This window comes from Veillonella parvula, from assembly GCF_040097785.1.
GTDB classification, from domain to species: domain Bacteria; phylum Bacillota; class Negativicutes; order Veillonellales; family Veillonellaceae; genus Veillonella; species Veillonella parvula_D.
The window spans coordinates 598,112-612,892 of sequence record NZ_JBBNNS010000001.1; the positions used below are offsets into that span (position 1 = coordinate 598,112).

A 14,781-nucleotide genomic window follows, 5' to 3' on the forward strand; every position below is an offset into this window, starting at 1 on the left:
ATAAAGCATATTTTAAAATATATTCTTCATTAAACACTCATTCATTATATTTTCATTTTACTGCAAAGTTACATTAAAATAAATAAGTAACTCTAGTAATATATTAAAATACAACACATCTAATAGTGTTACTAAACGAAAGAGGTTTCTAATAGTCACCTAGGTGACTATTAGGAACCTCTAATCTATTTACTTTTATTATTGACAGCACTATATTGAATTTGAGGCCTCTAAATGGGTCCAATCTTTGCTAATCTTCTAGAGATTGGCGGTGATCAATATGAGTACATTCAAAGTGTTATCACTCATGATTTCCTTTGGCATACTTGTAGCGACCATTATCATGGCAGCAAAGTGATTGACCTCTAGCTGAAAGCTAGCTTTCTAATAGTGGTATGAAAAAAGGCCCGACATAGAAGTCAGACCGTTTCTTCAAATATTTACTTTAGAAGCGAAGTCTGGCGTCGAAACCATTTATGCCTCACTTTGATATAAATTATATCATATTAAAACAAGGAAAGAAATCTAAGGATTTCTTTCCTTATTTTGTTAGTAAGATCACAATTTACTCGCTTATAAATCCTCTAAGGTATAAATAGGTAAGTATCTTTGTGCGAAGGCAAGGTTTTTATTAAGTTCTGCCCATTTAGTAGCATCACCAATAACATAGATATATTCTTTTGCTCTAGTAAAGGCTACATTTACATTATTGGCGTTAACCCATTTAATAGCTCCATTAGCAGCGCCATCGCTTTGACAGCCTAACATATAAATAACGACTTTAGCTTCTTTACCTTGGAAGGTATGAACCGTACCGATATTATCATCTAACCAGTCTTTCTTATTATCCTCTTTAGTCCAATTCACAATATCATTACTAAGGGATTCCATATACTTTTTAAAACCATATGCCACACTGGTAAATGGTGTAATGATAAAAATATCTTTAAATTTGGTATTTCTTGCTCGTAACTTTTGAATCAATTCAAAAGCAATTTGACCTTGTACTTGTATATATCTATCTTTACCAGTAGTAGATTCAATATTACTTGCATCATATGTTATCCAACAGCTCTCTTTGCATAGATCAATAGTCTCTTTAGTATCCAGAGTCTTATTAATCATAAAGCCACCATAGGATAAATCATTAGCTACTGTAAACATAGGATCCTTACAGCGTCTATGAATAACGAGTGGACAACCAACCCAAGATTCAGAACCATCAAGATTTTTGATAATGCCTGCAAATGAATTTTGTGCATCAGCTAAACTTTGTACAGATAACTCTTTAGTCCGATATTTACCAATACCTTCGCCACCAATTTTTTCGACAAACAAATCCTGTACAGTTTGTACCGGTTCAATCTGTTTAGGATCACCAACTACTATTGCCTTTTGCGCACGGAATAATGCCCCTACAAGCATATGAGGTGACGCTTGTCCTGCTTCATCGATAATAATTGTACCTAACGAACTTTCAGATTTACAATTAATCAAAAATCTCTCCACAGCAGCAAAGGTGGAAGAAATAACTGGTACTGCAACCATCAAGGAATTAATTAATGCAGGGAATATGGCATCAAGGTCAAAATTTTTCTGTAAATTTTTCCTATCATTTAATGAGCCCCAATACTGACTAAGTAATTGCATATTTTTTCTGAAAGCATTACTCATAACAACAGCCTTTTGCAATTGTAAAGCATCATATAACAAATGCTCTCTACATTCATTTAAGTAGTTGCACATATATAAGAACGCTGTATGGGCCTCTGCTCGGTCCTCATCAGGTGACATTAAATTTGATACTATATCATCAAAGCAATGTATAGAAGCTTTAGTACTAATTTTTAATGTACCTAAAATATCTTGCTGTGTTTCTTCTATTTTTTGAAGAGTATTATCAAACTCTTTAATATCAGCTAATAAACCATATTTCGTATTGATTATAGATTCACGCTCATTAACCAACTGGTGTAATGCATCTAATTCACCTTTAACATTTTGAAGCTTTGTAGTCTCGTCTTCAATAACTGATAACAATGCAGCATTACTCATGGCTTCTAAAATAGACCAGTTAGTAGCACTCCAAATCTTATCAATAATAGAACGTTTGCTGTTCAACTCTATTAATTTAGACTCAATACTATTTTTACGCTCTATCAACTTCAACAAATTATCATCTAAATCATCATACTTACTTAATTGTTCATTGATTACAAGAACTTCCTCTTTTAATTTATCGATTTTACCCTTTAATTCTTGAATCAAATGAATATTCTCTTCATAGACTGTTACATAAGTAAATAATGCTTTTACAAGATTATGTTGAGCCTGAAACTGTTTCTTGGCACTTTCAAAAGCATCTTGAGCACTAGGCATACGCATAATAGAGGACATATCTGAGGATAATACATCTAATACTGGCATAAATGTGTTTATATTAGACTTCTTACCAAGTCTCGCAGAAATTAAGCCCCATTGTTCATTACTCTCTGCTAAACGATCTGCTAAAAAGGTAAAATATACCTCATTAGATTTAACAAATTGATACTTCTTATCCTTAGCAAAATAAGATAAATCAACCTGTTGATTAGAGGAATCTGGATGAAATAATGTAGACCCATTAGTCCCCTCTTCCACAGAGGAAATATTTGGCAATTCTAATGTAATATTTTCAACGGCCTTATTATTTGATGAAAGCACCAGCATGCCATATAATGCAATATCACTAGGTATATCATAGTAAAAAGAGATCCCATCTCGGCCCACAACCTTTTTGAAGATATCATTTACATGATTACTTTCACAAAACTTAGCAGCACGTTCAACAATATTACTAGCAATGATATCCTTCAATAACGTAGTTTTTCCTGTACCAGGAGGCCCATTAACAGAAAAGACGTCTTTAGGATTCTCCTTAGCAATATTAACAGCAATTTGCTGCATAAAGGATAAGTTAAACTTTGAAGGCCATCTACCATATGGTAATACCTTCGGATTATACCATTTACGCATCTGCTTAGTATCTTTCAACAAATCATAATGCTCAATATCCTGATTAAGACTATTAATATAAGATAATACCTTATCATCATCCTTTAATGTATCAATGTGCCGTAAGACCAACTGTAAATCATCAAGGAAAAAACTAGATTTTAAATCATTAATAGGCATTGTATCAGCTTTAACAAGCTGAATTTCCTCTTCCTTAAAACCACAATAACCATAAATATCACCGGCACGAAACATGGTAACGCCCATAGGATCCAAGATATGCTCTTGTATATACGCATTGATCACACGTGCAGCCTTATCAAGGGATACCTTTTCCTCAGGAAGATTAAAACCATCCTCAATTTCTTTAACAACCTCATCCCATCCATCTAACTTAATATCTTTAAACTCCACATCAGGCTGAAACATCATTTGATAAATCACCCAAATAAAAGGAGCAATTTGTAGACTGCCCTCTTTATAGTATCCATCTGCATCAACGATAAATGATGCACTATACACATTCCCTAAATATGGTTTTTCAGGATATTCAATTTCTAATTTATCAATGAAAGCCTCTAATATTTCAGTCCCTTTAACTACACATAACAGAACAGCATGTTCATCATCTAAAACATATTCCTTTTCATCCTTAAAATATTTAATCTCATCAGTAATAGAGTAATTATAAGGATCATTTGGTAACGGGACTACATACGTAGAAACACGCGAATTTGTTCTTTTCCAATAAGGTTTTATTACAGACTGTTGATAAATAGTAGTTGTATCATTCTCAGTAGTAAATACAAGCTCATTAACATACTTCTTAGGAATTGCTTTATACTTAGGAACCTCTTTCGGTTGCAAACATTCAAGTGAATACCAATACTTTATAATTTGCTTTGCAATATCTTTCATCTATACCTACCCTCTCATTAGACTAATGAAAATATTATACAGGTAGAAGAAAGAGATTTCATGAAAATCAAATAAAAACAGTCCAACCGTAAAGTCAGCCTATTTCTTAAAGATATTACCCCAATAAGAACTTCTTATATTTCTCATTTATTTCATAATTTAATAACTAGTTATAACATAAAATATCAAAAATCCACCAATAAGAAAAGCAATTCCACTAACAACAACAGTTATAATTGTAGTATTACGCCAGATAGTACCATTCTTAATCATTTTATCATTACCATTAGCTTCGTTATAGTATGTTTGTGATATATAGGCAAATAACCAAGAAATAGTTGAAAAAAAGGCACCTATCGAAAAGAAAACTAATCCCCATGCAATCCCTCTAATCCAACGATCAAATTCAGTTCCCAAAATATTTCCTAAAAAAGCTAAGATAGCTATACCAGCTGCACCATTTAATAAAAGTAGTGCCTTTAAGCCGCCACTAGCATATTCTTTAATTAAAGATAATCCAATTTCAGACAGTTTTACCTCTAATTCACTTACCTTTAATCGAAACTCAGTTTCACTCATTTTTTCATATTTTTCATAATTATCAAAATTCTGCATATTTATCTCCTTAAAATTACTTGGGAACAGCGTAAGTTAGATAATATTGCAAAAATAAAAACTGGTGGAGGGACTCCTAAAACGACTAATCTTGAATATTGGAGTGGTGATATACCTTGGATACAATCATCTGATTTAGTTGAAGGTGATGTTGTACATGTTAATATAAAAAAATTTATTGACAATAATGCATTAAAAAATTCAGCTGCAAAATTAATTTCTCGTGATTCAATTGCTTTAGTTACGAGAGTTGGAGTTGGTAAAGTTGCAGTAATAAATCAAGATTTTACTACTAGTCAAGATTTTTTATCTTTGAGTGATTTTGATGGGAATGATATCAAATTTATTGCATATCAATTATTTCGATTAATGCAAGAAAATGCCAAAGTTCTTCAAGGAACATCAATAAAAGGGATTAGTAAAACTGATTTAATCGAACAAAGTATAGCCATACCTAATTCAATAAAAGAGCAGAACTTAATTGCTAGTCTTTTGTCGCAGACAGATAGTATTATTACCCTTCATCAGTAAAAGCCATTTCTATATAATAATTCTCATGCTAATCCAGCCATAGACCGCATCACTAGATCAATATCTCTATTTTCCATTTCTTGAATAATATGTATATATGTTTTTTGTGTTGTTGTCATACTCGCATGCCCAAGTCTTCTTGCGACACTTGCAATCGATACTCCTGCAAAAAGTAATAGTGAAGCATGCGTATGTCGTAACCCATGGATTGATATAACTGGTATTCCTAACTTTTTACAATATCTTTCTAATACACCATTAATTGTGGAATTAAATACACGACCTTTCACAAATATCGGCTTATCTTCAGGTAAGCCTTTAATTAATTCTGAGAACTTTATGATTGTTTGCCAATCAAGCTGTATTTTTCTAACTGATGAGCGATTCTTTGTTGGCAGAAATCCACCATTCCCTTTATAATCCCACGTTTTATCCACAATCAATGATTGATGTGAAAAATCAAAATCCTTTGGCGTTAATGCTAAAGCTTCTGAAAATCGCATCCCAGTTTTAGCTATTATCAATATCAACCAATCCCAGTTAATCTCGGATGTCAATTTCAAATTAACTAACAAGGTATGTAATTCAAACTGATTTAGATATTTAATCTTCTTTATTCTTGGTGATCGACCTTTTATAATGGCCTTCCGCGTCGGATCCCTATCAATAAATCCTTCATCTACTGCATCCAATATAGCCGCTTTAATTTGATGATGAAAGTCCATTGTTGTTTGTCGTTCATGAAACTCTGCATAATCATTTAATAATTGTTGATACGATATTCTGTTTAATTGTGAAAGCTTAAGTTCAGGAACTAATTTTTTTAACCATAATAGAGTTATCTCATATTTTCGCATTGTTACATTACGAATAGCCCCTTCTTTATAAATTCGTATCCATTTTTCGTAATAAATATAAAATAGTTCGGATTTTTCCTCTATTGTCAACATAATTCTACCCCACCATTTACGCTGTTCCCACATAGAAATGGCTCTTGCTGATGAAGGGTAATATTTATATCTATCGTTTCTATAAATTTCCCTATAACGCACTGTTCATCATAATTAGGCATTGATATAGGTATTTCTAACAATGCTTTCAAATTAAGTTTTGATCTTCCACCACCAACAATAAAGGTAGTCATTTTTACAGTTTTTAATGAATAAGATAAAAATTTATTTTCTAGTTTTTCCTTATAACCTGCTATCACATGTGCATGGTTATTTACCCAAATCGCTCCATTTACATATTGAATAGGATAGTCATTTAAATCATTAGCACCATCTTCTGCAATCAAGACAAATTCTCCAGAATGCGTATGTCCTGATACATAATCTTGTATACCATTTGCTCCGTAATACGGTATTTTACCAGGTACCCTATCTGATGCCGTGACTGGTACTCTTAAATTATCAAAACAAGTAGTTACCTCTGACAACTTACGCTGTTCCCAAGAATACAAAAAGAGGTAGAAAAGTCCTATTTGGTCTTTTCTACCTCTTTTCCTTACATTTTGACACCTAATAGGGCTAATTGTTCGGCTATTTCTTTTTCAAGTTGTGCAATTTCTCGGTTATCTTGTTCAATCATACGATTGATTTCATCAAGATTAAGTTCTTCTTCTTCCTCAAATGTGTCTACATATCGAGGAATATTTAGATTATAGTCATTTTCTTTAATTTCTTCGATAGACGCAACATGTGCATATTTATCAACGTCTTGTCTATTTCGGTATGTTTCAATAATTTTAGTAATATTTTTATCACTTAAATTATTTTGATTTTTACCCTTTTCGAACTCATTGCTAGCATCAATAAATAGTACATCGCGTGTCGTACGGTTTTTCTTAAACACAAGAATTGTTGTAGGGATACTTGTGCCATAGAACAAGTTCGCAGGCAAACCAATCACCGCATCAAGGTAATTCTTTTCTATAATAGTTTGGCGAATCTTACCTTCTGCTGCGCCACGGAATAGAACACCATGAGGTAAAACGATTGCCATTGTACCTTCATTGTTTAGGTGATATAAGCTATGTAATATGAAAGCATAATCTGCTTTAGAGGCTGGTGCTAATTTACCATATTCACTAAAGCGTGGATCTTTAAGTTTACTTTCACTATTATCCCATTTCGCAGAATATGGAGGATTCGCAACAACCGCATCAAAGGAACGTGGTCTATCAATCCCATCACGGTCAGGACCATCTGGCCAATCACTTTCAAGAGTATCAGCATTATTCAGTGTCATATTATTATACGTAACATCATGCATCATTAAATTCATACGTGCCAAGTTATAGGTAACTGTATTTAGTTCTTGCCCGTAAAAGCTAACTGCACCTTGACGAGATCCATCAGGCAATTCATTACGAACCGTCAATAGTAGTGAACCAGAACCCATTGTAGGGTCATAGACTGTGAAAGTATCAGATTGAGATTTTATATTGCCAGTAACAATTTTAGCCAAGATTTGACTAACTTCATGTGGTGTATAGAACTCCCCACCTTTTTTACCAGCATTAGCTGCAAACTTACCAATCAAATACTCATAGATCTCACCAAGTATATCTTTACCATTTTCATCTTTATACTCGATTTCATCAATTTTAGTAACAACCGCATTTAAAGTCTTCGTTCTTCCGGCTGTTGTTGATCCAAGTCCAGAGTCACCAAGATTAATGTAGTTAAAAATACCTCTAAAATCTGCTGCAGCCTCTTTATTAATTTCAGCATTCTTATTAAAATTTTCAAATAATCGTTGATAATCACTAGGAATAACTGAGCCATTATGAATACTTTCAGTCAAAGAAGCCCATGTATCCTCAGGATTAATAACATATCCTAACGTACCTGCAATATCAATTAAACAAGCCTCTAAGCCTGCCTCTTCGACAAGTTCCTTATATGCCTCATTAACAGATTTTCCATCTGAAACATCAACCAAGTCATTATTAACTAAGTACTCTTCTTGATGAATCGAAAGATATTTATAGAACAAAAATGGAAGAATGTAATCTTTGAAAGAGCTTGCATCCATTGTGCCACGCAAATCATTGGCAATAGCCCATAATTGGCTTGAAATATTCTGTGCTTTTGATTCTGCCATACAAAATCTCCTTTATTTATACAAACATCTGTTGAAGTAATGCTTTTTTCTGTAATTGTAAGTGATCTAACTTACGCTGATGAAGGGTAATATTTATATCTATCGTTTCTATAAATTTCCCTATAACGCACTGTTCATCATAATTAGGCATTGATATAGGTATTTCTAACAATGCTTTCAAATTAAGTTTTGATCTTCCACCACCAACAATAAAGGTAGTCATTTTTACAGTTTTTAATGAATAAGATAAAAATTTATTTTCTAGTTTTTCCTTATAACCTGCTATCACATGTGCATGGTTATTTACCCAAATCGCTCCATTTACATATTGAATAGGATAGTCATTTAAATCATTAGCACCATCTTCTGCAATCAAGACAAATTCTCCAGAATGCGTATGTCCTGATACATAATCTTGTATACCATTTGCTCCGTAATACGGTATTTTACCAGGTACCCTATCTGATGCCGTGACTGGTACTCTTAAATTATCAAAACAAGTAGTTACCTCTGACAACTTACGCTGTTCCCAAGAATACAAAAAGAGGTAGAAAAGTCCTATTTGGTCTTTTCTACCTCTTTTCCTTACATTTTGACACCTAATAGGGCTAATTGTTCGGCTATTTCTTTTTCAAGTTGTGCAATTTCTCGGTTATCTTGTTCAATCATACGATTGATTTCATCAAGATTAAGTTCTTCTTCTTCCTCAAATGTGTCTACATATCGAGGAATATTTAGATTATAGTCATTTTCTTTAATTTCTTCGATAGACGCAACATGTGCATATTTATCAACGTCTTGTCTATTTCGGTATGTTTCAATAATTTTAGTAATATTTTTATCACTTAAATTATTTTGATTTTTACCCTTTTCGAACTCATTGCTAGCATCAATAAATAGTACATCGCGTGTCGTACGGTTTTTCTTAAACACAAGAATTGTTGTAGGGATACTTGTGCCATAGAACAAGTTCGCAGGCAAACCAATCACCGCATCAAGGTAATTCTTTTCTATAATAGTTTGGCGAATCTTACCTTCTGCTGCGCCACGGAATAGAACACCATGAGGTAAAACGATTGCCATTGTACCTTCATTGTTTAGGTGATATAAGCTATGTAATATGAAAGCATAATCTGCTTTAGAGGCTGGTGCTAATTTACCATATTCACTAAAGCGTGGATCTTTAAGTTTACTTTCACTATTATCCCATTTCGCAGAATATGGAGGATTCGCAACAACCGCATCAAAGGAACGTGGTCTATCAATCCCATCACGGTCAGGACCATCTGGCCAATCACTTTCAAGAGTATCAGCATTATTCAGTGTCATATTATTATACGTAACATCATGCATCATTAAATTCATACGTGCCAAGTTATAGGTAACTGTATTTAGTTCTTGCCCGTAAAAGCTAACTGCACCTTGACGAGATCCATCAGGCAATTCATTACGAACCGTCAATAGTAGTGAACCAGAACCCATTGTAGGGTCATAGACTGTGAAAGTATCAGATTGAGATTTTATATTGCCAGTAACAATTTTAGCCAAGATTTGACTAACTTCATGTGGTGTATAGAACTCCCCACCTTTTTTACCAGCATTAGCTGCAAACTTACCAATCAAATACTCATAGATCTCACCAAGTATATCTTTACCATTTTCATCTTTATACTCGATTTCATCAATTTTAGTAACAACCGCATTTAAAGTCTTCGTTCTTCCGGCTGTTGTTGATCCAAGTCCAGAGTCACCAAGATTAATGTAGTTAAAAATACCTCTAAAATCTGCTGCAGCCTCTTTATTAATTTCAGCATTCTTATTAAAATTTTCAAATAATCGTTGATAATCACTAGGAATAACTGAGCCATTATGAATACTTTCAGTCAAAGAAGCCCATGTATCCTCAGGATTAATAACATATCCTAACGTACCTGCAATATCAATTAAACAAGCCTCTAAGCCTGCCTCTTCGACAAGTTCCTTATATGCCTCATTAACAGATTTTCCATCTGAAACATCAACCAAGTCATTATTAACTAAGTACTCTTCTTGATGAATCGAAAGATATTTATAGAACAAAAATGGAAGAATGTAATCTTTGAAAGAGCTTGCATCCATTGTGCCACGCAAATCATTGGCAATAGCCCATAATTGGCTTGAAATATTCTGTGCTTTTGATTCTGCCATACAAAATCTCCTTTATTTATACAAACATCTGTTGAAGTAATGCTTTTTTCTGTAATTGTAAGTGATCTAACTTACGCTGATGAAGGGTAATAAGTTCTTCAATACTTAGAATTAATTTTGTAATCTTAGTACGTTCAGCTTCTGATGGTATTAATATAGAAATATCAAGAAAATCTTTTTCATGAATTCTCCATTGACCATAAACAACACCTTGCCTAAATCGAATCATCTTAGCAATAAATCTTGGTAATAATGACATTATCCCAATAAATTGACTATCACCAATAGATACACCGTAAAAAATACTATATACAGGTGATATTACAGCTTTACCCGTTTTATTTATTCCTATAGAGCCTGTTTCTAAATTATTAGAGCTATATATAAAATCTCCCAGCTCAGTTCTTTTATATTTTTTCGATTGATCTAATACTAAAAAGCTTCTATCATATCTTTCACCTTTTGGTATTACACCATGCCCTTGAACAAACGACATTAATGGATATTCATTTGTTTCAACTTGTTGCTCATTACGTTCAACTAAAATATCTGATAACTTACGCTGTTCCCAAGCATCAGTAAATCCTGGAAAACGAAGTTCAGGATATCGTTTTCCATTTTTCGGAAAAAGTTTCTGAAGCAACGCTTTTTTCTTTAATTTAAGATTATTTAACTTACGCTGATGAAGGGTAATAGATTTATCAAGCTGATTAAATAGTGTACTAATTAATTCTTCCTCTTTGGGATTTGATGGTACATAACCATTAATATTATCAATAGTAGTTTTAGATAAACTAGGAACCCCTGTTGATTCATCAAACTTTTTCCAAGGCATCAATTGCATTAAATAGTATAAGAATAAAATTGAATGCTTATCTAATGCGGTAAGATAAAATAAAGTGTCTACTGTCCAAAAAGGTGCTTTGAGATATTGCGGCTTATCAATCGTTCCTTTTCTACCAATTCCTATAGCATCTATATTAGATAAAGACTCATTCACACTTAACATATAGCCACCAGTACCATATACAGGTATATCGCCTTGTTCTAGATGTTTATAGTCTTTACCGGAATTAACTTTTAAAATATCTGATAACTTACGCTGTTCCCAATCTTCCGTAAATCCCGGAAATCGCAATTTAGGTACTCTCCGTTTTTCTTTACTCATCATAACCTCGCTTTCCCTTTATCACAACAACACTACCTTTCATTAACATAAGAATCTGCAAATTTATATAAAGCTGCCACAAGTTCATTACCATATTTGATTTTATTAAGACTTACAATATCCGTATCTTGTGCTTTTGCTTGGTATTCCGCACGTGCATCTTTTTTTAATTTACTAATTCTACCAGTACTATCCAAATCCTGTTTGCCAGCCGTATGTCGAGAAAATAGATCTAATATTTCGTCATTACTGATAACATCAATGATTCCCCATTTTAAGCGGAAATCAAAAATATCATCTTTCATAATCATAGTATTTACATCTTCAATGACTTCCAAACTAGTTAACTTTACAGGATATTGAATAGTCTTTCCTTCTGGAGGATACGTACCTTTATAAATTGCATCAGCCGCATTATTAATTTTTTTTGCATATTGGCGATCATCTAAAGCCATTGCAAAGTCATTAATTTTTTCACGATAATCTGCAGCTGCATCCATACGTTTTTCATGAACAGCATTCATTAATGCTTCTATCAATTCAGTGAGATAGTCATAGTTAACACTAATTTGTTTTACATGTATCATGCGTAGTTCAATTTGAGCAACCGGTACATCATGATTTTCAGCAATACGCTCTTTCAAATCATTATACAGAGATGTCGTTAACATTTCTTCTTGTTCAGGTGTCATTCCTAGCAAGGTGACAAGTTCATCTGGATTATCATAGTCAAAACCGATGTCTTCTCCATTAACAACATCCGGATCATATTGTTTTAGCTTTGACATTCCCACGCTATATGTACGCATAAGATTAAACATTTCCTCTTGCTTAGCTTCGCTAGCAGGAACTTCTGTAAAATTATCCGTCATATCTGCAAGGCGGTCTACCACTTGTTTTACCTCTTCAAATTGTTCTTTGAAAGGTTTTGCCAAAACACCAGTATCAACTAAAGCCCTTGTATCAACTAATGTTTCTTGTACATCAGCGGAATGCTTATTAGCATAAATACTTAAGGCTCTATTCATAAACTCTTCGTTCTTAGCTGGCCATCTGTAATTGACTATACGGCCCCACGGCTTACCTTGATTATCGGCAATACGATTTGTTCTAGAATAAGCCTGGATTAGCATTGCATCCTTCAATGTACGGTCTACGTAAAGTGTATTTAGCTGCGGTGCATCAAAACCAGTCAAGAGTTGATCCACAACAATAACAATGTCTAAATATTGCCCATCTTGTGCTGTACGGTTCAAACGTGTGGTTAAATCCTGAGTGTATCCAGATACATCATCAAGTCCAAAACTAGTACCAAACATCTTATTATAGTGTTTCATTGCACGTAATAGACCATCATTTGTAGTTAATTGGTTATCACTATTATTAGTACTCATACTGAAAGTAATACCAACTTTTAACGTAGGTAACTCTTGCGCCTTACGTTCTTGGTTCACTCGATCAAATTCTTCAAAGTACAATAAGGCCATTGGTGTACTAGGTCTATTGCCACCTATATGTGTAGTAAGCATTGCGTTATAAGCACCATCATTAGACCGGTTTCTCCAATTTTTAAAGATATCTTCTACAACCAATTTTACGTGCTCTTCATTATTATCATAGAAGCTTGGTTCTATCATATCATCCATATCATTATCAGTAAGGTTAGCAATCTTTCGTTCAATATCTAACTCATTCCAATCAGGATATTTATCTTTATAGAACTTTGGTAGGTATTCAAGTTTCATTTTGTCTTCCGCAATAGTCGTTTCGAAATCCACTTTAAAACCTAATACATTTTTATCTGCAATGGCTTCCCGAATAGTATACGCATGCAACAACTTACCAAAAACTTCATGTGTTTTAGTACCTTTTCTACCGACCACCTTATCAAACATAGGGGTTCCTGTATAGCCAACCCAAGCAGCACCTTTGAATACCTTTTGTAAATCTTCAAAGCTTTCACCACCGGTAGACCTATGTGCCTCATCGACAATAAATACAAAGTTTTTCTTCGGTACTACAAAGTCTTTACGATTAATGAGGGTATTTAATTTTTGTACAGATGTCACAATGATGCCATACCCTTTTTCATTTAATTTCTTCTTTAATGCCGAAGTATTTTCTGTTCCACCAATGGTATCAAATTGTTTACCATCAATATCAATAGAACCTTCAGGGTCATATGCCTTATAGTTTGCTTCAGTTTGTTTCGTTAACGCTATACGGTCAACTACGAATACAACCTTGTCTACATTTGGCATGCGACTCGCCAACCATGCAGTTTTAAAACTAGTAATCGTTTTACCAGATCCTGTAGTATGCCAAACATAGCCTAATTTATTAATTGGCAAATCAAAATCAGCGCGTTTTAATTCATTTAAAACTGCTTTTGTTGCATATACTTGGTAAGGACGCATAACCTTAAGCATCTGTTTATTCTTAGTCCCATCAAGAATAGTAAACAATGTAGACATTTGATGTGCCATAGGTATGCTAAGGAACATATCTGCAAATGTAGTCCAATTGCGAACAACCTTGTTATCATTAGGATTTTGCCATTCAAAAGCAAAATCTTTATTAAACAAATCGGCCGTAGTATTCGCCATATATTTAATTCGATTAGGAGTCATTGCGACTAGAATTTGAACGGTTGAGAAAATATCACTGTACTGTTTTTCCTGAATATATTGATGCATTTGATTTAATGCTTCATCTACAGAATGTTTTACAGATTTTTCTTCAATTTGAATAATTGGCAAGCCATTAATGAGTAGTGTTGTATCAAAACGACGTTCTGGGCGACCTGCAATTTGTGGTTCTCTCTTAACTTGGCTAACCACTTGATAAACAGTATTACCTGCCCCAATTTGCTTTTGATCAAATACTGTTAAAAATACATGGCGACCATCATCTAGATCGACCTCTACTTGGGATACACCATTAATACCATATAGAAACTGTCCTGCTTGATATGGAGTGTATAGTTCATTAATTACCTTTTGAACTTGTTTAAATTCCGTATCACTTAATGGTTGTGTCAATTGATTTTGATTCAATTGATATAAAATCTTACGGAAATTCTCCCAAAGAGCCTCTGTTGTTTTTATGGTTGGCTCATACTTCCAGAGTTTACTTTTATAAACCTTCATATTTCCATAAGCATCTATTGTATCGCCTATTTGATTAGACTTAGCTGCATTAGTAACAATCCCAGTTGATAATTGCTCAATTAATTTATTTTCAAATTCTAGCTCTGTCAT

The 14,781-nt window shown here is 33.5% G+C and carries 11 protein-coding genes; 2 read left to right on the forward strand and 9 right to left on the reverse strand.

What is annotated here, in order from left to right:
- The first annotated feature begins 234 nt into the window (after positions 1-234).
- Positions 235-369, forward strand: a complete 135-nt coding sequence (locus AAA071_RS02845; RefSeq protein WP_275946313.1) for a hypothetical protein — start codon at positions 235-237, stop codon at positions 367-369.
- Positions 370-573: 204 nt separating this feature from the next.
- Here the strand turns inward: AAA071_RS02845 and AAA071_RS02850 are convergent, their stop codons facing one another.
- Complete coding sequence (locus AAA071_RS02850; protein WP_302131561.1) at positions 574-3,912, reverse strand: AAA domain-containing protein; 3,339 nt, start codon at positions 3,910-3,912, stop codon at positions 574-576.
- Between the two features lie 159 nt (positions 3,913-4,071).
- A complete protein-coding gene (locus AAA071_RS02855) occupies positions 4,072-4,527 on the reverse strand; it encodes a hypothetical protein (protein WP_215675519.1) in 456 nt (151 codons plus the stop codon).
- A 15-nt stretch (positions 4,528-4,542) separates the two neighbouring features.
- On the opposite strand from AAA071_RS02855, the gene AAA071_RS02860 reads away from it, so the two are divergent.
- Entirely contained in the window at positions 4,543-5,058 is a 516-nt protein-coding gene (locus tag AAA071_RS02860) for a restriction endonuclease subunit S (protein ID WP_349234045.1), read from the forward strand.
- Positions 5,059-5,081: 23 nt separating this feature from the next.
- On the opposite strand, the gene AAA071_RS02865 is transcribed toward AAA071_RS02860, so the two are convergent.
- Genes AAA071_RS02865 through AAA071_RS02895 form a run of 7 tightly spaced genes read right to left on the reverse strand, consistent with a single transcriptional unit; the run spans position 5,082 to position 14,781 of the window.
- Positions 5,082-6,041 (reverse strand): site-specific integrase, encoded by a 960-nt coding sequence (locus tag AAA071_RS02865; protein ID WP_232055007.1) that lies wholly within the window; start codon positions 6,039-6,041, stop codon positions 5,082-5,084.
- Entirely contained in the window at positions 6,002-6,520 is a 519-nt protein-coding gene (locus AAA071_RS02870; protein ID WP_349234018.1) for a restriction endonuclease subunit S, read from the reverse strand. The genes AAA071_RS02865 and AAA071_RS02870 overlap by 40 nt, the downstream gene beginning before the upstream one ends.
- A 44-nt stretch (positions 6,521-6,564) precedes the next feature.
- Positions 6,565-8,166 carry a type I restriction-modification system subunit M gene (locus AAA071_RS02875; RefSeq protein WP_215675514.1) on the reverse strand — a complete coding sequence of 534 codons (1,602 nt, stop codon included), beginning with the start codon at positions 8,164-8,166 and terminating at the stop codon, positions 6,565-6,567.
- 16 nt (positions 8,167-8,182) lie between these two features.
- Entirely contained in the window at positions 8,183-8,707 is a 525-nt protein-coding gene (locus AAA071_RS02880) for a restriction endonuclease subunit S (RefSeq protein ID WP_349234019.1), read from the reverse strand.
- Between the two features lie 44 nt (positions 8,708-8,751).
- A complete protein-coding gene (locus AAA071_RS02885; protein WP_215675514.1) occupies positions 8,752-10,353 on the reverse strand; it encodes a type I restriction-modification system subunit M in 1,602 nt (533 codons plus the stop codon).
- Positions 10,354-10,369: 16 nt separating this feature from the next.
- Positions 10,370-11,524 carry a restriction endonuclease subunit S gene (locus AAA071_RS02890; protein WP_287540579.1) on the reverse strand — a complete coding sequence of 385 codons (1,155 nt, stop codon included), beginning with the start codon at positions 11,522-11,524 and terminating at the stop codon, positions 10,370-10,372.
- 29 nt (positions 11,525-11,553) lie between these two features.
- Complete coding sequence (locus AAA071_RS02895; protein ID WP_316581579.1) at positions 11,554-14,781, reverse strand: type I restriction endonuclease subunit R; 3,228 nt, start codon at positions 14,779-14,781, stop codon at positions 11,554-11,556.